We start from the raw sequence: 22,329 nt of genomic DNA, 5'->3' as shown, positions 1-22,329 counted from the left end.
CTCCGGTTCTCTCCGTTGACCCGCAGGCGGACCTCGACCTCGTCCGGGCCCCGGACCACCGCGCTGTCCGGGGTCGGCGTGGTCTGGACAGCCTGTTGAGACTTCACCAACTCGCACCCCCTCGTCGTCGTTGCGACCATATATTCCGGATAGGACTGATTTAGTGGGCATAGTCGGACTTAACCCGTCCGGCGGTGCCGGGCAGGCGACGCCCCGGGGGTGAGGTGGTGCGGGTGCGGGATGCCTTCGACGAGCTGCACCGGCGTTGGCGGGCCGGGGAGGCGGTGGCGCTCGCCACGGTCGTGGCCACCTGGCGGTCGGCCCCGCAGCCGCCCGGCGCCGCGATGCTCGTAACCGCCGACGGCGCGGTCACCGGCAGCGTCTCCGGCGGCTGCGTCGAGGCGGACCTCTACGAGCGGGCACGCGAGGTGCTCGCCGGTGGCACGCCCGAACTCATCCGTTACGGCGTCAGCGACGACGACGCGTTCGCCGTCGGCCTGACCTGCGGCGGAGTGCTGGAGGTCTTCGTCGAGCGGATCGAGCCCATCGGCTTCCCGCAGCTCGGCACGGTCGCCGGGGCGCGCCGGAGCGGGGCGCCGACCGCCGTCGTCACCTGCGTCGGGGCCGACGCCGGCGACGAACCCGGCACGGCTCCCGCCGATCCGGCGGGGCGGCTGGGCCGACGGCTGGTGCTCGCCGGGGAGCGGGTCCTCGGCTCGCTCGGCAGCGAGCGGCTGGACGCCGCGGCCGCCGCGGACGCGCTCGGACTGCTCACCGCCGGCCGCAGCGGAATGCTCCGGTACGGCTACGACGGGCAGCGCCGCGGCAGCGGGGTCAGTCTCTTCGTCGCGGCGTACACCACCCCACCCCGGATGATCGTCTTCGGTGCCATCGACTTCGCCGCGGCGGTGACCCGGATCGGGGCGTTCCTCGGCTATCGGGTGACGGTCTGCGACGCGCGGTCGGTCTTCGCGACCGCCCGGCGCTTCCCGGAGGCGGACGAGGTGGTGGTCGACTGGCCGCACCGCTACCTGCAGGCGGAGCTCGACGCGGGCCGGATCGACGGGCGCACGGCGATCTGTGTGCTGACCCACGACCCGAAGTACGACGTGCCGGTGCTCGCGTTGGCGCTGCGCCGGCCGATGGCGTACGTCGGGGCGATGGGCTCCCGGCGTACCCACGACGAGCGGCGCAAGCGCCTACGCGAGGCGGGGGTGACCGCGGAACAGCTCGCCCGGCTCGCCTCGCCGATCGGGCTGGACCTCGGTGGTCGTACCCCCGAGGAGACCGCGGTCAGCGTGGCGGCGCAGATCGTCGCGGACCGTTGGCGGGGCAGTGGACGGCCGTTGGCCGAGCTGGCCGGACCGATCCACGGCCCCGGTCAGGCGGATCGCGCCGTGGCGGCCGGGTAGCGCTCGACGAGGTGCTCGCGCCCCGGTGGCGGCTCGTAGGGCTCCGGCCAGAACTCGGTGATGACGCTGATCAGGCCCGCCTCGTCCAGGTCGAAGAAGGTCACCGCCGGCAGCTCCTCGGCGTCGGAGGTGGCGGTGATCCAGCTGGCGACCCGCGCGCCGGCGCCGGTCACCCGGGTCACCGAGAACCGCCACCGGCCCGGGTACTCCCGGTTGAACTGGAGGTACGCGTCGCGGCCCCGGATCCGCTCCCGGCTCTGCGGCAGGTGGTAGACCACGTCGTCGGCGAGCAGCGCGCCCATCCGCGCCCAGTCCCGGCTCTCGCACGCGGCCCAGTACGTCAATACCGTCTCTTCGACATTCGCCACGGTGCGCACTGTGCCAGCCTGGTACGACAAGATCTCTCCGAGCGTGACGTCGGGCGCGGGTGACCCCGTTCCGTCGGGCGGCGCGGCGGCCTGCGACAACGGGAGGGACCGGAATGGGATACGCGATGGTGCTCGGTGAGGCACTCGTCGACCTGATCGAGACCGAGTACGACGGGGCGCCGGTCTACCGGCAGGCGATCGGCGGCGGGCCGCTGAACGTCGCGGTCGGGGTGGCCCGGCTCGGCGGCGCGGCGCAGTTCGTCGGCTCGCTCGGCGACGACGCCCTGGCCGGCCGCATCCGTGACTTCCTCGCCTCGGCCGGCGTCGGGCTCGACGGGGTGGTCACCGTGCCCGCGTCGACCGCGCTCGCGGTGATCACCCACTCGGGCGCGGAGCCGGACTTCCGCTTCTACGGCGAGCCGCCCTCGTACGGGCTGCTCGACGTCGACGACCTCGACGTGGCCCTGGTGGAGGGGGCCGACGTGCTCTACTGCGGGTCCGTGGTGCTGCTCCGGCCGACGGTGCTGGCCGCGGCCCGACGGGCCTGGTCGCTCGCCTCCGGCCTGCGGGTCTTCGACCCGAACGTGCGCCCGCGGCTGCTCGACGGCACGGCCGCGCTGACCGAGCTGCGCGAGGTGGTGGCCGAGTTCGCCGCCGGCGCGCACGTGGTCAAGCTCAGCGAGGCCGACGCCGCGCTGCTCTATCCCGGCGAACCGACCGAGGGCGTCGCCGCGTACCTGCGGGAACTCGGTGCGGCGACGGTGGTGGTGACCCTCGGGGCCGACGGCGCCCTGCTCGCCGCCGCCGACGCGGACCCGGTCCGGGTGCCGGCGCCCCGGATCGACCCGGTGGACACCACCGGCGCGGGCGACTCGGTGATGGCGGCGATCATCGCCGACCTGCTCGTGGGCGGTGAACCGGCGGAGCCTGCGGAGTGGATCGAGCGGGTGGTGTTCGCGCTGCGCGTCGCCGGGCTGGTCTGCGAGTCGCCCGGTGGGGCCACGTCGATGCCGACCCGCGACGCCGTCCTGGCCCGCTTCGCCGACTGAGTCGCGCCCTCCCGGCGGCTGGGCACGCGAGCGGGTCGCGGCCGGATCGGTGTGGTGCGGGCGCGACCCGGTGGACGGTGGCCTCAGTCGGACGCGCGGCGGGTCAGGGTCAGGACGGTGCCGAGGGAGAGCACGACGGCGCCCGCGACCACCGCAGCCATCGGCACGCCGCTGCCCTCGCCGCCGAGACCGACCAGCGGGGCGGCGAGCGCCCCGATCACCGACTGGACCGTGCCGAGCAGCGCTGCCGCGCTGCCGGCGTGCCGGGGATGGCGGTCCAGCCCGAGCGCGGTGCTGTTCGGCGCCACCATGCCCAGCGAGGCGACGAAGACGAAGAGGCAGGCCGCCACCGTCCACGGGCTGCCGACCACCGCACCCGCGAGCAGCCCGGCGGCGGCCACGGTGCCGACCATCAGGGTGCGCGTCAGCAGTGTCCGTGGGCCCGAGTGGTCGAGCAGCCGCGCGTTGGCCTGGCCGAGGGCGACCAGGCCCAGCGCGTTGAGCCCGAAGATCAGGCTGAAGGTGGTGTCGGAGACGCCGAAGACGTCCTGGAAGACGAAGGACGAGCCGGAGATGTAGGCGTACAGCCCGGCGAAGGCGAGCGCCTGGGTGAGCACGTAGCCGACGTAGATCCGGTCCGTGGCGAGCATGCGCATCGTCCGCACGGTGCTGGCCAGGCCGGCGCCGTTGCGCCGCTCGACCGGGAGGGTCTCGGGCAACCGCCGGGCGACCGCCACGGCGAGCAGCAGGCCGATCACCGCGAGGACGACGAAGACCGCCCGCCACGAGCCGAACCGCAGCACCAGGCTGCCGATGCCGGGTGCGGCGACCGGGGCGACGCCGAAGATCAGCGTGAGCTGGGAGAAGTACTTCGCCGCGGCCCGGCCGGAGTGCAGGTCGCGGACCACCGCCCGCGCCACCACGACGCCCATCCCGCCGGCGAAGCCCTGCGCGAAGCGCGCCACGGCCAGTGCCGAGGCGTTCGGTGAGACCGCGCAGACCAGGGAGAACAGGGCGTACGCGAGCACCCCGGCGAGCACCAGCCGGCGCCGCCCCAACCGGTCGCTGAGCGGGCCCGTCACGAACTGTCCGACGGCGGTGCCGACCAGGCAGGTGGTGAGCGAGAGCTGGATGTGCGCCTGATCCGCCCCGAGGTCGCGAGCCATGGCGGGAAACGCCGGCAGGTACATGTCCAGGGAGAGCGGCCCGAACGCGGTCAAGAGGCCGAGCAGCGCCACCAGGCCCGCACCGCCGCGCGCCGGCCCGGCGTTCGCCTCGCGGCCGCCCGACGGCGGTGGTACGGGTGTGTGCGCGACCTGGACCACGGTTCTCCCCCCAGCACGGCGACTCCAGCGGGTAACCTTAGCTCTGTAGTCAGAGGTATTTCCCCGTGAGGAAGGTCATGTCGAGCGAGAGCATGGCGCGGCTGGGCGCGCTCGTGGGCGATCTGCACCGGTTGCTGCGCCGCTCGGCGACCCGGCGGGCGAACCGCGCCGAGCTGCCCGACGCGCAGGCGGAGCTGATGCTGCTGGTCCACGCGCACCCGGGCGTGAGCGTCAAGGAGGCGGCCGCCCGGATGCGTACCGCGCCGAACACCGTCAGCACGCTGGTCCGCGACCTGGTCGCGGCCGGACTGGTGCTCCGCGAGCGCGACCCGGTGGACGGCCGGGTGGCGCGGCTGCGGAGCACCGAGGCCGCGCGGCAGCGGATCGCCGACCACCACCGGCACCGGGTGGCCCTGCTCACCGACGCGCTGAACCAGCTCGACCCCGAGGCGCGGGACGCGCTGACCGCCGCCGTGCCGCACCTGGAGCGCCTCGCCGAGCTGCTCCGCGAATCCGGCTGACCGCCCGCTCAGCCGCCGGTGGCGTCGAGTTCGGCGTAGCCCCGGCGGATCGCCGTCAGCGCGGCCTCCGGGCCGAACGGGGCGTCGACCGCGAGCCGTTCCGGGGCGACCCCGTCGCGATGCCCCTCCCGGATCAGCCCGGCCAACTCCGTGAGCTGCCGGTGCTGGCTCCGGACGAACTCCACGCCCACCGGCCGGCCGTGCCCGGGGATCACCACCGTCGCCGCTGTGCACAACCGCAAGAGGTCGGCCACCGCGTCCGGCCAGCGCAGCGGGTACGCGTCCTCGAACGCGGGCGGCCCGCTCTCCTCGACCAGGTCCCCGGCGACCAGCACCGCCGCGTCGGGCACGTGCACCACCAGATCGCCGTCGGTGTGGCCGGGGCCGGGGTGACGCAGCAGCACCCGCCGGCCGCCCACGTCCAACACCGTCTCCGCGCGCACCGAGTGGGTCGGGGCCAGCAGCACGGTGTCGGCCAGCCCGGGGGCGAGCGCCGGCCAGTCGGCCGACACCTCGTCGTACGCCTCCCGGCGCAGCCGGTCCGGGTGCTCCCGCAGCGCGGCGGTCACCCGCTCGTGCGCGTAGACCGGGCGGGGCGGATCCGCCGCGAGGACCGCGTTGCCGAAGCAGTGGTCGAAGTGGCGGTGGGTGTTCACCACCGTCCACCCGGCGGTCGTCACCGCCCGGGCGGCGGCCGCGAGTTCGGTGGCCTGACCGGCGGTGGAGAGCGTGTCGACGAGCAGGGCGGCGCCGTCGCCGACGACGAGCGTGACGTTGACGTCGAGCAGCGGCTCGTTGAGGACGTGCACCCCGTCGGCGACCTCGACGAAGCTGCCGGTCATGCGGTACGGGTCACCCGCTCCACGAAGCGCCGGCGGTCGACGAGCATCCGCTCCACGCGCCCGTCGGCCACCACCTCCTCACCGTCGGTCACCCGCACCTCGAACACCAGCCGCCGCCCGTCGACCTCGGCGAGCCGGGCCTGCGCCTGCACCCGCCCCCCGACCGGGGTGGCGGCCCGATGGTCGAGCTCGACGCGGATCCCCACGGTCGTCATGCCGGCCGGCAGGCTCCGGGCGGTCGCGGCCACCGTCGCCGCCTCGGCGAGCGCCAGGACGCGGGGCGTGCCCAGCACCGGCACGTCCCCCGAGCCGACCGCCTGCGCGGTGTCCGCGTCGGTGACGGTCAACTCCACCCGGGCGCTCAGCCCCGGCGCGATACCGGGCTCGGGCTGTTCCTGCATGGCCCACAGCCTAGGTGCCGGGCGGCTCGGGGGCCATGCCCGCGACGGGCGGACGGCCCCCGGAGGCCGACGCCTCCGCCCGGGGCCGGCGACCGGTGCGCCGACGCGCTGGTGGCTGGCGTCGGTCGATGTCCCGCCCGCCGTTAACCTTGACCGCGATGGCCGTCGTGACTGACCCCCAGCCCCCTGCCCGGACCGACCCGTCCCCGCCGCCGGACGGCGGGCGTCGCCGCCTGGTCGCCATGACGATCTGGGCGGTGGCCTTCGTCGCCGGCTGGCTCCTGATCGGGCTACCCACCGACCCGGCGTACGCGTTCGTCTGGATCTGGGCGGCCACGATCGCCTGGCACTCGTCCCGGCCCTGGCGCAGCCACCTGCGGTTCGCCCGGGACTGGGTGCCGGTGGTGCTGCTCTTCGCCGTGTACAACCTCTCCCGCGGCTTCGCGGACAACGGCGCCGTTCCGCACGCGTACGAGCTGGTCGCCGCCGACCGCTTCATGTTCGGCTGGGCGACGGGCGGGCAGGTGCCCACCATCTGGCTCCAGCAGCACCTGTACCGGCCCGAGGTGCAGTGGTGGGACGTCGCGGCCAGCTGGGTCTACTTCTCCCACTTCGTGGTCGCGCTCAGCGCCGCCGCAGTGCTCTGGCTGCGCAACCGGGCGCGTTGGGGGGCGTACATGCGGCGCTGGGGCTTCCTCTGCGCCGCGGGGCTGGTCACCTACTTCCTCTACCCGGCGGCCCCGCCGTGGTGGGCCGCGCAGAACGGCCTGATCGAGGAGGTGGCCCGCATCTCCACCCGGGGGTGGAAGGAGTTCGGCATGCACGGCGCCGGCAACCTGCTCAACGCCGGCCAGATCGCCTCGAACCCGGTGGCCGCGATGCCGTCGCTGCACACCGCCTGGGCGCTCTTCGTGGTGCTGTTCTTCCTGACGTCCACCCGCAAGCGCTGGTGGCCGCTGCTGCTGGCCTACCCGCTGGCGATGACCTTCACCCTGGTCTACTCGGGCGAGCACTACGTGATCGACGTGCTGGTCGGCTGGGCGTACGTCGGGGTGACGTTCCTCGTCGTCGGTCTGGCCGAGCGATGGTGGGCCGCCCGACGGGCCCGCCGGGGACCGGCCGATGCTCCGGCGACGGGCGGTGGCCCGACGCCGACCGACGACCGTCCGGCCGCTGGGAAGCCGCCGGCCGGCGACGCCGCGCCGGCCGCCGACCCGGCCCAGGTCCGGATCACCGGCTGAGCCGGTTTCCGGTCAGCCGGTGACCCGGCGGGCGGCGTGCGTGCGCGCGGCCAGCTCGGCGGCGAGCGCCCACGCCTCGGCGACGTCACGGGACTCGGCCGCCGCACCCGAACCGCCGGCGGTGTCCGCGTGCACGGTGGCGAGCCGCAACCAGCGCTGCAGCGGCCCCTGCACCACGCGCACGCTCTGGATCCGGGCGTACGGCACGACGGTCAGCTGCCGAGTGAGCAGCCCGGAGCGGACCACCACGACCCGTTCGTGCAGCCCGGCGCCGAGGGCGTTGCGCCCGAGGGGGTGCAGCCAGCGGGCCCGCGACGGCGGTGGGGTGAGCGGCAGCCCGGTCAGGCGTACCCCGGGCAGCACCTCGCCCACGATCAACTCGGCGGTGCGCAGGTCGCCGACGGGCAGCAGCCGGTCCGGACGGTTGCGTTCGTCGCCCTCGCCGACCGAGTAGCCGGCCACCTCCAACCGCAGCCGCAGCCAGCCCTTCATCCGCCAGAGCAGCGGCCAGGTGGCCCGTACGGTCTGCACCCGGTGCAGCGGGACGGTCTGCGCCCGGGTCTCCAGTAGGCCGTTGCGTACCCGCAGCGTCCCGTCGTCGCGCGCGATCCGGAAGTTCCAGTCGTCGAGGACCCGGCGGACGGGTTGCAGCACCACCCCGGCCATCGCGGTGAGCGTGCTCGCCACCGCGATGAACGACCAGGAGTCCTCGGAGAGGAACTGCACCACCACGAACGCCACGCCGAACGGCAGCAGGAACGCCTGCGGGGTGAGCAGCTGGCTGACCAGCAGATCGTTGTTGCGCACGGTGTGCAGCGCCCGGCCGGGCGGCACCTGGGTCGCCGTGGTGACCGGCTCGGCCGGAGCGGCTACCGCTTCGCCGGGGGTCGGCGCGACCGCGGGCTGCCCGGCCTGGCCGGCGAGGGCCAGCAGTCGGGCCCGCAGCCCGGCCGCGTCGGCCACGGTGAGGTACGCCAGCGGCGCCTCGGTCTTGCCGCCGCCGACCACCTCCAGTCGTAGCTCGGCCAGCCCGGTCAGCTGGGCGAGCAGCGGCCGGACCACCTCGACGGCCTGCAACCGCTCCAGCGGGATCGCGCGGGTACGCCGCCAGAGCAACCCCTCGTACACCCGCAGCTCCCGGCCGACCACGTGGTAGCCGGTGTTGTACCAGCTGATGATCGAGAGCACGGTCGCCCCGAGGGCCAGCGCGACCACCAGCGCGGCGAACCAGCCGAAGCCCACCCGGGACAGGGTCGACCAGGAGAGGCCGGCGATCACCACGACGAGCGACTTGGCGCCGTGCAGGGCGGGGCTCAGCGGGTGCAGTCGCTGCCGGGGCTCCACCGGGTTGCTCCAGGCCGGCGGACCGGGTCGGACGTACCCGCCCGGCCCGGCCGGCTGCGGCGGGCCGTAGGGCCCCGCGGGCCAGGTTCCGCCGGGGTACGGCGCCGACCCGGGGTACGACGGCGCGCCCGGGTACTGCGGCGCGCCCGGGTACTGCGGACCACCGGGGTACTGCGGCGCGCCCGGGTACTGCGGAGCGCCCGGGTGGGGCGGGGGACCGGGGTAGGGCGGGGCATCCGGGTACGGCGCAGCGCCGGGGTACGGCGCGCTCGGGTATGGCGGGGCGGCGGGGTATGTCGTCGGCGGAGCTGCGGGTGCGGATGCCGGTGGTGCCGTCGGCACCGGCGGGGCCGGCGTGCCGGCGGGCGGCGGCTCGGGGGGCGGCGCGGGTGGGCGGGCGGCCGGCTCGGCCGGTCCGTCGCTCATCGGGCGCGCTCCGGGGCGACCGGCCACGGGCCGGAGTGGACGATCACAGCCCCTCCGCCCGATCCTCGCCCAGGGCGGTGAGCCGGTCGCGCAGCCGGGACGCCTCGGCCGGCCGCAACCCCGGCACCCGTGCGTCGCTCGCCGCCGCGGCGGTGTGCAGCTGGACGGTGGCGAGGTCGAAGGCGCGCTCCAGCGGCCCGGCGCTGACGTCGACGAACTGCATCCGGGCGTACGGGACGATGGAGAGCCGCCGGACCAGCAGCCCGTGCCGCACCAGCAGATCGTCGGAGCGCTCGGCGTAGCCCCAGGCCCCGACCGCGCGGACGATCGAGACGGCGCGACCCACCCCCAGCAGCAGGACGACCGCGAGGGCGAGCCCGAAGATCCAGTGCCCGCTGAGGACCCAGCCGATCACCACGCCCACCCCGACGACCGCCAGCACGGCGGCGAGCCGGAGCAACTCGACCCAGATCAGGTCCCGGGAGATCGGCTGCCAGCGGACGGTCTCCGGCCACGGCTCCAGCGGTCCCGCCGACGGTCGGCCCGGCCCGGACGGGAGGGGGCCCGGCACGGCCGGCGGCTGGTGGGACTCCGCGGCGCTCACCGGGGTGTTCCGTTCTGCGCGCTCACGCTTCGAGCGTAGGCGATCCGGCCAGTGGTACGACCGCACGCAGGAAGCCGCGTGCGTCGAGAAAGTCGCCGAGCGTCTCGCGGTGCGCGGGGCAGGCGAGCCACGTCTTGCGCCGGTCGGGGTCGTGCAGTCGGGGATTGTTCCACCGCAGCTCCCACGTCGCGGGCGCGTGGCATCCCTTGGCCGAGCAGATCAGCGGCTCGTCGGTGGGGAAGGGAGTGCTCATCCCGGCCAGTCTAGGGTGGCGACGGGAGAGAGAGGTTGAGCGCCGGGCGGCCACGGGGGGAGCCGCCCGGCGACGGGTGAATCGTACACGCGCCGGTGCCCTTTCTGTCCACCCCGAAGGTGGCGATCCGGTCGCTCAGGACGCGGTGGCGGAAATCGCCTTCTCCCCACCTCGGTACTCAGCCGGGCATGCGAGTCTTGACACGCACCACGCCGCGACAACCGATCATGCTGTGGAGGACCGGTGGCCCAGCCGACCACGCCCGACGCCCCGACGCCGAACGGAACAGCACCGCAGGCGCCCGCGCCGGTGACCACCCCCGCCGAGGACGCGACCCTGCTCGAACGGGCGCTCTTCGAGATCAAGCGGGTGATCGTCGGGCAGGACCGGATGGTGGAGCGGATGGTCGTCGCGCTCCTCGCCCGCGGTCACTGCCTGCTCGAAGGGGTGCCCGGGGTGGCCAAGACCCTCGCCGTGGAGACCCTCGCCAAGGTCGTCGGAGGTTCGTTCGCGCGGGTGCAGTTCACCCCCGACCTGGTGCCGGCCGACATCATGGGCACCCGCATCTACCGGCAGTCGAGCGAGAAGTTCGACACCGAACTCGGTCCGGTCTTCGTGAACTTCCTGCTCGCCGACGAGATCAACCGGGCGCCGGCCAAGGTGCAGTCGGCGCTGCTCGAGGTGATGAGCGAGCGGCAGGTCTCGATCGGTGGGGAGACCCACCGGGTGCCGGACCCGTTCCTGGTGATGGCCACCCAGAACCCGATCGAGCAGGAGGGTGTCTACCCGCTGCCGGAGGCGCAGCGGGACCGCTTCCTCATGAAGATCGTGGTCGGCTACCCCACCGACGCCGAGGAACGGGAGATCGTCTACCGGATGGGGGTGGCCGCGCCGGAACCGACGCCGGTGTTCAGCGCCACCGACCTCGTCACGCTGCAACGCAAGGCGGACCAGGTCTTCGTGCACAACGCCCTGGTCGACTACGCGGTCCGGCTGGTGCTCGCCACCCGAACCCCGGCCGAGCACGGCATGCCGGACGTCGCGCAGCTCATCCAGTACGGTGCCAGCCCGCGCGCCTCGCTCGGGCTGGTCCGGGCCAGCCGGGCGCTGGCGCTGCTCCGCGGCCGGGACTACGCGCTGCCCCAGGACGTGCAGGACATCGCGCCGGACATCCTGCGCCACCGGCTGGTCCTCAGCTACGACGCGCTCGCCGACGACGTACCGGCCGACCACATCGTCCACCGCGTGATGGCCACCATCCCGCTGCCCTCGGTGGCGCCGAGACAGCAGGCGACGCCGACGCCCGTCGCGCCGCCCCCGGCCGCCGGATGGCCCGGGCAGCACCCGTGACCTCAGCCACCCCTCGTCCCGCCCCCGCCGACCGGTCGGAGGCCGTCCTCTCCCGCCTCCAACTGCTGGTCACCCGCAAGCTCGACGGGCTCCTGCAGGGCGACTACGTGGGACTGCTGCCCGGCCCCGGCAGCGAGGCGGGGGAGTCGCGTGAGTACCGCCCCGGCGACGACGTACGCCGGATGGACTGGCCGGTGACCGCGCGTACCACCACCGCGCACGTCCGACGGACCGTCGCCGACCGGGAGCTGGAGACGTGGCTGGCGGTGGACCTCTCCGCGAGCCTCGACTTCGGCACCGGGAGGTGGCTGAAGCGGGACGTGGTGGTGGCCACCGTGGCCGCGATGGCCCACCTGACCGTGCGCGGCGGCAACCGGGTCGGCGCGGTGATCGGCACCGGAGCCGGGGCGGCGCCCGCCGGTCGACGTCGCGGCGGTCCACCACCCGCCGGTCCCGGTGTACTGACCCGGATGCCCGCCCGGTCCGGGCGCCGGGAGGCCCAGGGCCTGCTCCGCGCGGTCGCCGGCACCGAACTGAGGCCGGGCCGCAGCGACCTGGGCGCCCTGATCGAGATGCTGAACCGGCCGCCCCGCCGGCGTGGTCTGGCGGTGGTCGTCTCCGACTTCCTCGCCCCGCCCGCGCAGTGGAGCCGGCCGCTGCGCAAGCTGCGGGTACGTCACGACGTGCTGGCCGTCGAGGTGGTCGACCCGCGTGAGCTGGAGCTGCCCGACGTGGGTGTACTGCCGGTGGTCGACCCGGAGAGCGGCGAGCTGCACGAGGTGCAGACGGCCGACCCGCGGCTGCGCCACCGTTACGCCGAGGCGGCCGCCGCCCAGCGCGCGGAGATCTCCGCCGCGCTGCGGGGCGCCGGGGCGGCGCATCTTCGCCTGCGTACCGACCGAGACTGGCTGCTGGACATGGTGCGTTTCGTGGCCGCGCAGCGGCACACCCGCACCCGAGGGACGACACGATGATCCGTTTTGTGCAACCGTGGTGGCTGCTGGCTGTGCTGCCGGTGCTCGCCCTCGCCGCGTTCTACGTGTGGCGGCAGCTGAACCGCCGCGCGTACGCGATGCGCTTCACCAACGTGGAGCTGCTGCGCACCCTCGCGCCGAAGGGCCTCGGCTGGCGTCGGCACGTGCCGGCGACCGCGTTCCTGCTCTGCCTGCTCGTACTCGCCACCGCGCTGGCCCGGCCGGCCGTGGACACCAAGGAGCCGCTGGAGCGGGCGACCGTCATGCTCGCCATCGACGTGTCGCTGTCGATGCAGGCCGACGACGTGGCGCCGAACCGGCTGGAGGCCGCCCAGGAGGCGGCGAAGCAGTTCGTCGACGAGCTGCCGGAGAGCTACAACCTGGGGCTGGTCTCCTTCGCGAAGTCGGCGAACGTGCTGGTGCCGCCGACCAAGGACCGGGGCGCGGTGACCGGCGCGATCGACGGGCTGGTGCTCGCCGAGGCGACCGCCACCGGGGAGGCCGTCTTCACCAGCCTGGAGGCGATCCGCTCGGTGCCCGCCGACGGTGCCGCCGGCATCCCGCCGGCCCGGATCGTGCTGCTCTCCGACGGCTACCGCACCGCGGGGCGCGCCGTGGAGGAGGCGGCCGCGGCCGCGCAGGCGGCGAACGTGCCGGTCTCCACCATCGCCTTCGGCACCGACGGCGGGCAGGTGGACATCGGCGGGCAGCTGCAACGGGTGCCGGTGGACCGGTTGGCCCTGGCGGAGCTGGCCGAGACGACCGAGGGCTACTTCTACGAGGCGGCCTCGGTGACCGAACTGAAGCAGGTCTACCAGGACATGGGCAGCTCGATCGGGTTCCGGACGGAGCCTCGGGAGATCACCCAGTGGTACGCGGGTGTCGCGCTGCTGCTCGCGCTCTGCGCCGGGGCGCTGAGCCTGCTCTGGTCGTCCCGGATGCTGTGACGGCCGGCCGCCCTCGTGATCGGCCGGGACGGTTGTGTCTCGGCCGACCACGAGCACGGCGGGTCGAGGAGCGGTGCGCGAACGCCGACGTGATCGGTCGGTGCCCGGCGAGCGTGATCGATCAGCGCCCGGCGAGGACGAAGAGGACCGCCACCCAGACGGCGGCGAGGGTGAACCCCAGCGGGGCGACGTAACGGCTCATGGTCGACTCCGAGTGGCGACTGGACAGCCTCGGGCGCGCCGGGGCGGTCGGGTGGGTCAGGACGCGCACACGAACTCGTGACCGGGGGGCTCCCGGCCGCCTCGGACGACGGGCGGCACACGACGTCACCCCGACCGGAGAGCCGGGTGTGTGACGTGCGGGAGCGAAGCTGGGTCAGCTCACCTGCTGAAGCCGTGGCTCAGCGGGGCTGACGATCGGCCCGGCCACGACTGGGAGGATCGCTATCTCGCACAGCGATCACCTCCTGCGGTCGGCGGGGCTCGGAACGATGAACATCATATACCCGGGCGGAGAGAGGCTCACATCCGGCGGGTGCCTCCGGCCGGCCCACCGGCCGGGCCGAGGTGGCGGGGCCCGCCGGGCGCCGGGAGCCGCCCGGAGAGGTCGAGGTGGCGGGGTCTACCGAGCGCCGACGGCCCCCCGGCCGGGTCGAGGTGGCCGGGCCCACCGAGCGCCGGTGGACGAGCGCCGCCAGCACCAGGACGAGCAGCGGCAGCCAACCCGCGCGGGCCAGTAACCAGCGCGGGCCGTCCGGGGCGGTGTGCAGCCCGGGCAGCGCTCCGCCGACGTGCGCCGCGAGCGCGGTGACCCCGACCAGGACGGGCTGGTGGCAGAGGTAGATCCGCAGCGCGTACCGGTTCACCACCTCGACCGCCCGGGCGGGCCGCGGCCGGCGGGCGAGTCGCAGCAGTACCGGGCGGGCGAGCAGCCCCAGCCCGATCTGGGTGACCGCCAGGCCGACCGCGAACAGCGAGGGCGGGTTCAAATTGGACATCGCCGCCCCGGGCACCCCGACGGCGCTGGCCGGGTATCCGGCCGAGATCAGGGCGGCGACCGTCCCCACGCCGCAGGCCGCCAGCGCGGCCGCCGGTCTGCGGCCGGTGAGCCGCCCGTCGGCGTACGCCAGGCCGAGCAGGTAGGGCACCGCCCAGGCGGCCAACAGACGCACCGGCAGCAGACCGTCGACCGCCGGCAGCAGTCGGTCGGCCAGGTCGGCGCCGGCCACCGCGGCGACCGCCGGCACGACGCACCACCACGGCCCCCACCGGCGTACGGCCGCCCGCAGCGGGCCGGTCAGCGCCACCAGGGCGCAGAGTGGCAGCAGGAACCACAGGGGACTCACCGCGAGGGTCAGCGCGACGGCGAGCGTGCGGTCCGGGACACCGGCCACGGTCGCCGCCAGCAGCACCGCGGCACCGCTGCCGAGCAGCGCGACGGCGGGCAGCACCAGCCGGCGCAGGCGGCGGGCGAGCCAGCGGCCCTGGCCGCCCCGGTACCGGGCGGCCGACCGCGCGGAGGCGTACCCGGCGGTGAAGTAGAAGAGGCCGAGCGCCTGCAGCACCCAGGTCGCCGGTGCGAGGGCGGGCATCGCGGCGAGCGGGCTGGCCTGTCCGAGGGACCCGTCGTCGGTGAGCACCAGACCGGTCACCAGCCAGTGCCCGAGCACCACGGCGGCCACGGCGTACCCGCGCAGCGCGTCGACGGGCCAGTCCCGGGTCATCGGGCCACCCCGGTCGGGCCGGCGGCGGCTCCGGTGAGCACGACCGCCGCCACCGCGGCCAGCGTGCTGGTGCCCGGGACGAGGTAACCGTCGTGCCCGTGCACGTCGGCGGCGGGCAGGGCACGGGCGCCGAAGTCCGGGTCGGCGGGGCGTCGGCCGTGTCCGAGGCCGGGCAGCCGCACCGGTGGTACCCGACGAATCCAGTCGTCCGGGGCCTCCGCCGCCCAGATCCGTCGGCCCGGGCCGAGCCCGGCGGCCCGATCCACTCCGGTGCCGACCCCGCCGAGGGTGACCACGTCGGTGACCTGGGCCGGCGCGTGGTCGACGGCCAGCCCGGCGACGAGCGCGCCGTAGCTGTGCCCCACCACCGTCACCGTGGCCGACGGGTGCTGTGCGGCCAGCCCGCGTAGCGTCGCCCGCAGCGCGGCGGCGCCCCGGTGGGCGGGGGCCGGGCCGGCAGCGGCGAGCACACCGTCCGGCGCGTCGTAGCCGAGCCAGGCCAGTACCGCCACCCGGGCGCCCGGATCCGCTGCCCGCACCGCTTCGTGCAGCGCACGGGCCTGCCCGGCGAGGGCGCGTCGGGCGATCCCGCCCAGTCCCCGATCGAAGTCGGGCAGCGTGGTGCCCACTCCCGGCACCAGCACCGCGATGCGGTCGGCCGTGTCCAGGTCGCCCAGGACCTCGACGGCGCGGCCGTCACCACGGGGGTCGAAGACCAGGAACCGCCGTCCCTGGGCCGCCCAGTCGGCGTACGGCGGGCCGGCGGCGCGCATCGCCGCCGCGGTGACCGGGTACGCCTCGACGAAGCCCGCCGCCGTGCCGGGCGCCGGTCGGCCGAGGAGCAGGCCGGCGCCGAGCAGGACGGCGAGCGCGGCTCGGGTGGGGTCGGTCCAACGCATCGTGTTCTCCCTCCGGTTGTCGGAGGGGAGAGTGCACGGGGGAGAGCGGGGCGAGCGTCAGCCTGGGGTGGGATTCCCGCCCCGATACTGCGGGGCTACTCGCCGGCGGCGACCAGACCGGTCTCGTACGCCAGCACCACCGCCTGCGCCCGGTCCCGCAGGTGCAGCTTCATGAGGATGCGGCCCACGTGCGTCTTCACGGTCTGCTCGGCGACGACCAGGTCGGTGGCGATCTCCTGATTGGACCGGCCGCGGGCGATCAGCCGCAGCACCTCGGTCTCGCGCGGCGTCAACGCGGCCAGCTCGGTGGGGCGGGGCCGGTGTCGCTCCGGGCGGGCCGCGAACTCGGCGATCAGCCGGCGGGTCACCGCCGGGGCGAGCAGGGCGTCTCCGCCGGCCACCACCCGCACCGCGTGCACCAGGTCGGCGGCCGGCGCGTCCTTGAGCAGGAAGCCGCTCGCCCCGGCGCGGAGCGCCTCGTAGACGTAGTCGTCCAGGTCGAAGGTGGTGAGGATGAGCACCCGGGGCCGCTGCGCGGGCCCGTCGCCGAGCAGTTTGCGGGTGGCGGCCAGCCCGTCCAGCACCGGCATCCGGACGTCCATCAGCACCACGTCGGGGTCGAGCCGCCGGGTGGCGGCGACCGCCTGCGCGCCGTCCGCCGCGTCGCCGACCACCAGCAGATCCGGCTGGGCGGCGAGCAGCGCGCCGAAGCCCTGCCGCACCATCGCCTGGTCGTCGGCGATCAGCACCCGGATCATGACGTCTCCTCCTCGTCGGCGTACGGCAGCACCGCCTCGACCGCGTAGCCGCCGTCGTCGAGGGGCCCGGCGGTGAACGTACCGCCGAGGGCGACGGCGCGTTCCCGCATGCCGGTCAGCCCGTGCCCGCCGCCCGCCCGGTCCGCTGCGGCCGGCGCGCCGCCGGCGGCGTTCGACACCCGTACCGTCAACCGTCCGTCGTGGGCGCGCAGCGTGACGCGCACCGCTGCGCCGGCGGCGTGCCGGGCCGCGTTGGCCAGCCCCTCCTGCGCGATCCGGTACGCGGCCAGCCCGACCGGTGCCGGCAGGTCGGCCGGCGCGCCGTCGTCGAGGGTGACCGTCATGCCGGCGCGCTGGGCGGCCGCCACCAGGGCGGGCAGCTCCGGGAGGTCGGGTTGTGGCGCGGTGCCGGCCTGCTCCGTCTCGCTGCGCAGCACGCCGAGCAGCCGCCGCATGTCGGTCAGCGCGGCGCGGGCGGAGTCGGCGATGGCGGCGAACTCGTCGCGTGCCGGGCCGGGCACCGCGTCGAGCCGGTACGGAGCGGTCTCGGCCTGCACGGCGATCATCGACATGTGGTGGGCGACCACGTCGTGCATCTCCCGGGCGATCCGGGTGCGCTCCTCCAGCACCGCCCGCCGGGCCTTCTCCAGCTCGCTCAGCTCGGCCTGCTCGGCCAGCGCCCGCCGGGCGTGCGTGTTGTGCCGCACCAGGTCGCCGACGATGAGCAGCACGACGAAGAGCAGGATGATGGCGACCTGGTTGGCCGGTGGGACGAAGATCCAGACCGGGATGAGGCTGAACAGGCCGATCCAGACCAGCACGGCGCGGTCGACCCGGGCGGCCACGACGATCAACACGACGAGGATGACGAGGACCTGGGTGGGGTTCCACGGCCAGGCCTCCGTCGACTTCCGGTTGAAGGTGCCGAACAGCTGCCCGACGAACATGACCCGCCAGGCCCAGAGCGGACGGGTCCGCAGCAGCGGCAGCGGCGCGACGGTGAGGATCGCGATCAGCCAGGCGGTGCCGACGGTCAGCTTCCGCGATTCGAGCAGGAACAACACGGTGATCAGCGCCAACCCGACCAGCGCCAGCAGCCCGACGGTCCGCGCGACGGCGGCCACGCGGGGCCAGCGCCGCAGCGGCGGGCGGAGCGCGGGGTAGTCCGGCCCGGCCACGGCGCGGCGGAGGGCCGCCACGGCGGTGCGGACGGGACTGCGATCCATCCCACGCAGCGTAGTTCGACGGGGTGTTCCGGTCGTGCCCCCACGGAGCCACTCCGTGGGTCGTACCCAGGTGTGACACGGCACTCCGGTTAGCGCTTACCTGCCGGTAACGCCTAGGCTCCGTCCCGTCCACGCTCGCGACGTCGCAAGGGGGAATCGTGGCCCGTACCGTGCTGGTGACCGGTGGTAACCGGGGGATCGGACTGGCCGTCGCGCAGGCCTTCGCCAAGCAGGGCGACAGGGTGGCGGTGACCTACCGCAGCGGGGAGGCCCCCGCGGGCTTCTTCGGTGTGCGCTGCGACGTCACCGACGCCGAGTCGGTGGAGGCCGCCTTCACCGCGATCGAGGCGGAGCTCGGGCCGGTCGAGGTGCTGGTCGCCAACGCCGGCATGACCGACGACACGCTGCTCCTGCGGATGTCCGAGGAGCAGTTCACCAAGGTGCTCGACACCAACCTGACCGGTGCCTTCCGCTGCGCGAAGCGCGCCTCGACCAAGATGCTCCGCGCCCGGTGGGGCCGCATGATCTTCGTCTCCTCGGTGGTCGCCCTCGCCGGCGGCGCCGGTCAGGTGAACTACGCGGCCAGCAAGGCCGGCCTGGTCGGGGTGGCCCGCTCGATCACCCGCGAGCTGGGCAGCCGCAACATCACCGCGAACGTGGTGGCGCCGGGCTTCATCGACACGGACATGACGGCCGTGCTCTCCGACGAGCGCAAGGCGGAGATCCGCAAGTCGATCCCGGCCGGCCGGATGGCCCACCCGGACGAGGTCGCGTCCGTGGTCACCTGGCTCGCCGGGGACGGCGCCGGCTACGTGTCCGGCGCCGTGATCCCGGTCGACGGTGGCCTGGGCATGGGCCACTGACCCCGATCACCACACAGGACGGAGGAACCCGGCATGTCCGGACTGCTGGCCGGTAAGCGGCTGCTGGTCACCGGCGTCATCACCGACGCCTCGATCGCCTTCTCGGTGGCGAAGCTCGCGCAGGAGAACGGGGCCCAGGTCGTGCTGACCGGCTTCGGACGGCTCTCCCTGGTGGAGCGGATCGCCAAGCGGCTGCCCGAGCCGGCCCCGGTGATCGAACTCGACGTGACGAACACCGAGCACCTCGCCGGACTCGCCGACAAGGTGCGCGAGCACGTCGACGGCCTGGACGGGGTGGTTCACTCGATCGGCTTCGCCCCGCAGAGCTGCCTCGGTGGCGGCTTCCTCGACGCGCCGTGGGAGGACGTGGCCACCGCGGTCCACGTCTCGACGTACTCCTACAAGTCCCTGGCGGTGGCGGCGCTGCCGCTGATGTCCCCGGGCGGCGCGGTGGTCGGCCTCACCTTCGACGCGACGAAGGCCTGGCCGGTCTACGACTGGATGGGCGTGGCCAAGGCCGGGCTGGAGTCCGCCTCCCGTTACCTGGCGATGCACCTCGGTAAGCAGGGCATCCGCAGCAACCTCGTCTCGGCCGGCCCGCTGCGCACCATGGCCGCGAAGTCGATCCCCGGCTTCGAGCAGTTCGAGGACGCCTGGACCGAGCGCGCCCCGCTGGGCTGGAGCCTCACCGACCAGGAGCCGGCCGCCCGCGCGTGCCTGGCGCTGCTCTCGGACTGGTTCCCGGCCACCACGGGCGAGATCGTGCACGTCGACGGTGGCTACCACGCCCTCGGCGCCTGACCGGGCGTAGGGTGCCCCCGCCGCGACCGGGGGCACCCGTTGGCGGGGCCGTCGTCGTCGGCGTCGGGCCGCGGGGAAGAATGGGAGCCATGGCGTACGACGCGGTGCTACTTGTCGGTTTCGGGGGGCCGGAGCGGCCCGAGGATGTGCTGCCGTTCCTGCAGAACGTCACCCGGGGTCGTAACGTGCCGCCGGAGCGGCTGGCCGAGGTCGCCGAGCACTACCAGCACTTCGGCGGGGTCTCCCCGATCAACCAGCAGAACCGCGACCTGCTCGCGGCGATCCGTGCCGACTTCGTCGCGAATGGTGTGGATCTTCCGGTCTACTGGGGCAACCGCAACTGGCACCCGATGCTCGCCGACACCGTGACGCAGATGCGCGACGACGGGATCACCAACGCCCTCGCCTTCGTCACCAGCGCGTACGGCGGCTACTCCTCCTGCCGCCAGTACCAGGAGGACCTCGCCGCGGCCCGCGCCGCGGTTGGCCCGGACGCGCCCATGATCGAGAAGCTGCGCCAGTTCTGGGACCACCCGGGCTTCGTCGAGCCGCACACCGACGCGGTACGTGCCGCGCTCGGCCAGCTCGACCCGGCGAAGCGGGAGAGCACCCGGCTGGTCTTCACCGCGCACTCGGTGCCCATCTCCATGGCGGCCAGCGCCGGTCCGCACGGCGGCCGCTACGAGGCGCAGCTGCGCGAGACGGCCCGGCTGGTGGCCGCGGCCGCCGCGCCCGACCTTCCGTACGACCTGGTCTGGCAGAGCCGCTCGGGCCCGCCCCAGGTGCCGTGGCTGGAGCCGGACGTCAACGATCACCTGGCCGCGCTCGCCGAGGCGGGCACCACGAGTGTGGTGGTCAGCCCGATCGGCTTCGTCTCCGATCACCTCGAGGTGGTCTGGGACCTGGACACGGAGGCGCGGCAGACGGCGAAGCGGCTCGGGCTGGACTTCGCCCGGGCGGCCACTCCCGGTGTCGATCCGCGCTTCGTCGCCATGGTCCGGGAACTCGTCGCCGAGCGGACCGACCCGGACGGGGCGAAGCTGCGCCGACGCCTCGGCGAACTGCCGCTCTGGGACACCTGCCCGGCGGTCTGCTGCGTACCGCCGCGCCGCCCCTGACCTCGATCCGCCCCCGACCGATCCCCTGGGAGCACCTGATGCTTGACCGTAAGCCCGTGGAGAGCTGGCTCACCGACATGGACGGTGTGCTGGTGCACGAAGGCCAGCCCGTGCCCGGCGCGCCCGAGTTCGTCAAGCGGCTGCGCACCTCCGGCAAGCCGTTCCTGGTGCTCACCAACAACTCGATCTACACCCCGCGCGACCTGCAGGCCCGGCTCAGTCGGATGGGGCTGGACGTGCCGGAGGAGGCGATCTGGTCGTCGGCGCTGGCCACCGCCCAGTTCCTCGGCGAGCAGCGCCCGGGCGGCACCGCGTACGTCATCGGGGAGGCGGGGCTCACCACGGCGCTGCACGCGGTCGGGTACGTGCTGACCGACTTCGCCCCGGACTACGTGGTGCTGGGGGAGACCCGCACCTACAGCTTCGAGGCGATCACCAAGGCGATCCGTCTGATCAACGACGGGGCGCGGTTCATCTGCACGAACCCCGACGTGACCGGTCCGTCGGTCGAGGGCGCGCTGCCCGCCGCCGGCTCGGTCGCGGCGATGATCTCCAAGGCGACCGGCATCGAGCCCTACTTCGTCGGCAAGCCGAACCCGATGATGATGCGCTCGGCGTTGAACACGATCAACGCGCACTCGGAGAGCACCGCGATGATCGGCGACCGGATGGACACCGACATCCTGTGCGGCCTGGAGGCCGGTCTGGAGACGATCCTCGTGCTGAGCGGGATCAGCACCCGGGCCGAGACGGAGCGCTACCCGTACCGCCCGTCGCGCATCGTCGACTCGGTGGCGGACCTGATCGACGAGATCTGACCGGGCCGGTCAGCACCGGCCCCGGCGGATCCTGATCACGTCTTCTGCGGCAGAGTCCGTCGCCGTCGCTCAGGGACGCAGCGGGGCGTTGCAGGCGGCCACCAGGGCCTGCCGGCACGCCGTGGTCAGCGGGCGCAGCGCGGCGTCGCGCTGCTGGGCCTCGTAGTTGTTGATCGCGCCGCCCGGAGCCGCGTGACCGGCCAGGGCGAGCACCCGGTCCAGGACGGCGGCCCGAGCGAAGAGCCGGCGGGCGCGCGGGTCGAAGCCGGGCGGCAGGTCGGTGGCGCCGTCGGGGCGGCGCAACGCCTCCAGCGCGCCGGCCAGTTCGGGCCGCCACTGCGCCACGTCGAGGCGGGTCAGCGCGGCGGTCGTCTCGGCCAGCGCCGCGGCGAGTTCGGCCTCCGCCTCGGCAGCGCCGGGGAGGGTCAGCGAGGCCGCCGGCGCGTTGGCCGGCAGCGGGTAGACCTGCCAGAGCACGGTCTCGAAGGTGTCGCCGGAGCCCGAGGTGTGCGAGCGCACCTGCGGGATCAGCCCGAGGCTGCCGGCCACCACCGCCTCGCCGACGACGAGCGCAGCGCCGGTGAAGTCGCCCGGACCGGGCAGCCCACGCGGATCGCCGGGGGCGGGCAGCACCAGACGGATCTCGTCAGGCGACATCTTGGCCAGGACGGGCAGCGCCTCGCCCAGCGGGACGTCGGTCCAGGTGCCGGGGGCGTCCGCGACCAGGTGCTCCTCGACACCGGCGATCGCGTCCGCGACCTCGTCGAAGGGCACCAACCCGGCGCGCCACGCGCGTACCCAGGCAACGAACCGGCTCGACCGGCGGGGCGTCAGCGTAGCCGCGCCCGTTGCGGGGGTGGACATGCCGAAAGGGTACGTGGTGACGACCGGCTGTGTCTCGGCTGCCGGTGCGGCGGCGTGGCCTGCGCCGAACTGCCCGCTTCGCCGCCTCCGTGCCGACCCGTCAGGTCCCGTCGATCATGCGCTGATGCCGGACCGTCGGGACCGTTTCGTCCCTGTCGTCCGGTGCTACGGCGCGCCGGGAACGGTGTGGTGCCGGCCGGT

24 protein-coding genes are annotated in these 22,329 nt (G+C 74.5%); 11 read left to right on the top strand and 13 right to left on the bottom strand.

Features of this window, described 5'->3' with window-relative positions; translation table 11 throughout:
* The first annotated feature begins 233 nt into the window (after window positions 1–233).
* Complete coding sequence (locus D7044_RS06285) at window positions 234–1,412, top strand: XdhC family protein (protein ID WP_120688468.1); 1,179 nt, start codon at window positions 234–236, stop codon at window positions 1,410–1,412.
* Here D7044_RS06285 and D7044_RS06280 read toward each other — a convergent pair.
* Window positions 1,382–1,780 carry a nuclear transport factor 2 family protein gene (locus D7044_RS06280; protein WP_120683472.1) on the bottom strand — a complete coding sequence of 133 codons (399 nt, stop codon included), beginning with the start codon at window positions 1,778–1,780 and terminating at the stop codon, window positions 1,382–1,384. The genes D7044_RS06285 and D7044_RS06280 overlap by 31 nt on opposite strands.
* A gap of 113 nt (window positions 1,781–1,893) precedes the next feature.
* Here D7044_RS06280 and D7044_RS06275 point away from each other — a divergent pair, with 113 nt between their 5' ends.
* On the top strand, window positions 1,894–2,829 hold the full coding sequence (locus tag D7044_RS06275; protein WP_120683306.1) for a carbohydrate kinase family protein: 936 nt from the start codon (window positions 1,894–1,896) through the stop codon (window positions 2,827–2,829).
* 83 nt (window positions 2,830–2,912) lie between these two features.
* Here the strand turns inward: D7044_RS06275 and D7044_RS06270 are convergent, their stop codons facing one another.
* Entirely contained in the window at window positions 2,913–4,154 is a 1,242-nt protein-coding gene (locus D7044_RS06270; RefSeq protein ID WP_120688278.1) for a multidrug effflux MFS transporter, read from the bottom strand.
* 77 nt (window positions 4,155–4,231) lie between these two features.
* On the opposite strand from D7044_RS06270, the gene D7044_RS06265 reads away from it, so the two are divergent.
* Window positions 4,232–4,675 carry a MarR family winged helix-turn-helix transcriptional regulator gene (locus D7044_RS06265; protein ID WP_120683310.1) on the top strand — a complete coding sequence of 148 codons (444 nt, stop codon included), beginning with the start codon at window positions 4,232–4,234 and terminating at the stop codon, window positions 4,673–4,675.
* Between the two features lie 8 nt (window positions 4,676–4,683).
* Here the strand turns inward: D7044_RS06265 and D7044_RS06260 are convergent, their stop codons facing one another.
* Entirely contained in the window at window positions 4,684–5,517 is an 834-nt protein-coding gene (locus tag D7044_RS06260) for an MBL fold metallo-hydrolase (RefSeq protein ID WP_120688277.1), read from the bottom strand.
* Window positions 5,514–5,918: a thioesterase family protein gene (locus D7044_RS06255; protein ID WP_120683314.1), complete on the bottom strand. Its 405-nt coding sequence runs from the start codon at window positions 5,916–5,918 to the stop codon at window positions 5,514–5,516. Before D7044_RS06255 ends, D7044_RS06260 begins: the two co-directional genes overlap by 4 nt.
* Before the next feature lie 158 nt (window positions 5,919–6,076).
* On the opposite strand from D7044_RS06255, the gene D7044_RS06250 reads away from it, so the two are divergent.
* On the top strand, window positions 6,077–7,159 hold the full coding sequence (locus D7044_RS06250) for a phosphatase PAP2 family protein (protein WP_120688276.1): 1,083 nt from the start codon (window positions 6,077–6,079) through the stop codon (window positions 7,157–7,159).
* 12 nt (window positions 7,160–7,171) lie between these two features.
* Here the strand turns inward: D7044_RS06250 and D7044_RS06245 are convergent, their stop codons facing one another.
* From D7044_RS06245 to D7044_RS06235, 3 genes are read right to left on the bottom strand one after another with little or no spacing between them, the layout of a single operon-like run.
* Complete coding sequence (locus tag D7044_RS06245) at window positions 7,172–8,929, bottom strand: PH domain-containing protein (protein WP_407663397.1); 1,758 nt, start codon at window positions 8,927–8,929, stop codon at window positions 7,172–7,174.
* A gap of 43 nt (window positions 8,930–8,972) precedes the next feature.
* Complete coding sequence (locus tag D7044_RS06240) at window positions 8,973–9,533, bottom strand: PH domain-containing protein (protein WP_199716512.1); 561 nt, start codon at window positions 9,531–9,533, stop codon at window positions 8,973–8,975.
* Window positions 9,534–9,555: 22 nt separating this feature from the next.
* Window positions 9,556–9,786 (bottom strand): hypothetical protein, encoded by a 231-nt coding sequence (locus D7044_RS06235; RefSeq protein WP_120683320.1) that lies wholly within the window; start codon window positions 9,784–9,786, stop codon window positions 9,556–9,558.
* Between the two features lie 243 nt (window positions 9,787–10,029).
* Here D7044_RS06235 and D7044_RS06225 point away from each other — a divergent pair, with 243 nt between their 5' ends.
* The 3 genes from D7044_RS06225 to D7044_RS06215 are packed head-to-tail and all read left to right on the top strand — an operon-like array spanning window position 10,030 to window position 13,057.
* A complete protein-coding gene (locus D7044_RS06225) occupies window positions 10,030–11,136 on the top strand; it encodes an AAA family ATPase (protein ID WP_120683322.1) in 1,107 nt (368 codons plus the stop codon).
* Window positions 11,115–12,110: a DUF58 domain-containing protein gene (locus D7044_RS06220; RefSeq protein WP_120683324.1), complete on the top strand. Its 996-nt coding sequence runs from the start codon at window positions 11,115–11,117 to the stop codon at window positions 12,108–12,110. Before D7044_RS06225 ends, D7044_RS06220 begins: the two co-directional genes overlap by 22 nt.
* Window positions 12,107–13,057 carry a VWA domain-containing protein gene (locus D7044_RS06215; protein ID WP_120683326.1) on the top strand — a complete coding sequence of 317 codons (951 nt, stop codon included), beginning with the start codon at window positions 12,107–12,109 and terminating at the stop codon, window positions 13,055–13,057. Before D7044_RS06220 ends, D7044_RS06215 begins: the two co-directional genes overlap by 4 nt.
* A gap of 121 nt (window positions 13,058–13,178) precedes the next feature.
* Here the strand turns inward: D7044_RS06215 and D7044_RS32255 are convergent, their stop codons facing one another.
* The 5 genes from D7044_RS32255 to D7044_RS06195 all read right to left on the bottom strand — a co-directional run bounded on the left by D7044_RS32255 (window position 13,179) and on the right by D7044_RS06195 (window position 17,664).
* The gene (locus tag D7044_RS32255) at window positions 13,179–13,328 is read right to left on the bottom strand and encodes a hypothetical protein (RefSeq protein ID WP_158609406.1); all 150 of its coding nucleotides are present in this window, start codon (window positions 13,326–13,328) and stop codon (window positions 13,179–13,181) included.
* Between the two features lie 130 nt (window positions 13,329–13,458).
* Window positions 13,459–14,781 carry an acyltransferase family protein gene (locus tag D7044_RS06210; protein WP_120683328.1) on the bottom strand — a complete coding sequence of 441 codons (1,323 nt, stop codon included), beginning with the start codon at window positions 14,779–14,781 and terminating at the stop codon, window positions 13,459–13,461.
* Window positions 14,778–15,680, bottom strand: a complete 903-nt coding sequence (locus tag D7044_RS06205; RefSeq protein ID WP_120683330.1) for an alpha/beta hydrolase — start codon at window positions 15,678–15,680, stop codon at window positions 14,778–14,780. The genes D7044_RS06210 and D7044_RS06205 overlap by 4 nt, the downstream gene beginning before the upstream one ends.
* Window positions 15,681–15,775: 95 nt before the next feature.
* Complete coding sequence (locus D7044_RS06200; protein WP_120683332.1) at window positions 15,776–16,438, bottom strand: response regulator; 663 nt, start codon at window positions 16,436–16,438, stop codon at window positions 15,776–15,778.
* Window positions 16,435–17,664, bottom strand: a complete 1,230-nt coding sequence (locus tag D7044_RS06195; protein WP_120683334.1) for a sensor histidine kinase — start codon at window positions 17,662–17,664, stop codon at window positions 16,435–16,437. Before D7044_RS06195 ends, D7044_RS06200 begins: the two co-directional genes overlap by 4 nt.
* 158 nt (window positions 17,665–17,822) lie before the next feature.
* Here D7044_RS06195 and fabG point away from each other — a divergent pair, with 158 nt between their 5' ends.
* From fabG to D7044_RS06175, 4 genes are all read left to right on the top strand, one after another.
* Window positions 17,823–18,527, top strand: coding sequence for a 3-oxoacyl-ACP reductase FabG (gene fabG, locus D7044_RS06190; protein ID WP_120683336.1), 705 nt, complete (start codon window positions 17,823–17,825; stop codon window positions 18,525–18,527).
* A 33-nt stretch (window positions 18,528–18,560) separates the two neighbouring features.
* Window positions 18,561–19,328 carry an enoyl-ACP reductase FabI gene (gene fabI / locus D7044_RS06185; protein ID WP_120683338.1) on the top strand — a complete coding sequence of 256 codons (768 nt, stop codon included), beginning with the start codon at window positions 18,561–18,563 and terminating at the stop codon, window positions 19,326–19,328.
* Between the two features lie 89 nt (window positions 19,329–19,417).
* Window positions 19,418–20,446, top strand: coding sequence for a ferrochelatase (locus D7044_RS06180; RefSeq protein ID WP_120683341.1), 1,029 nt, complete (start codon window positions 19,418–19,420; stop codon window positions 20,444–20,446).
* A complete protein-coding gene (locus D7044_RS06175) occupies window positions 20,398–21,264 on the top strand; it encodes an HAD-IIA family hydrolase (RefSeq protein ID WP_199716527.1) in 867 nt (288 codons plus the stop codon). The genes D7044_RS06180 and D7044_RS06175 overlap by 49 nt, the downstream gene beginning before the upstream one ends.
* Window positions 21,265–21,333: 69 nt before the next feature.
* Here D7044_RS06175 and D7044_RS06170 read toward each other — a convergent pair whose 3' ends face one another.
* Window positions 21,334–22,128: a hypothetical protein gene (locus D7044_RS06170; protein WP_120683345.1), complete on the bottom strand. Its 795-nt coding sequence runs from the start codon at window positions 22,126–22,128 to the stop codon at window positions 21,334–21,336.
* Window positions 22,129–22,329 lie beyond the last annotated feature (201 nt).

The organism is Micromonospora musae (genome assembly GCF_003626635.1).
GTDB lineage: Bacteria > Actinomycetota > Actinomycetes > Mycobacteriales > Micromonosporaceae > Micromonospora > Micromonospora musae.
This window is presented reverse-complemented; position numbering and strand designations above follow the sequence as displayed.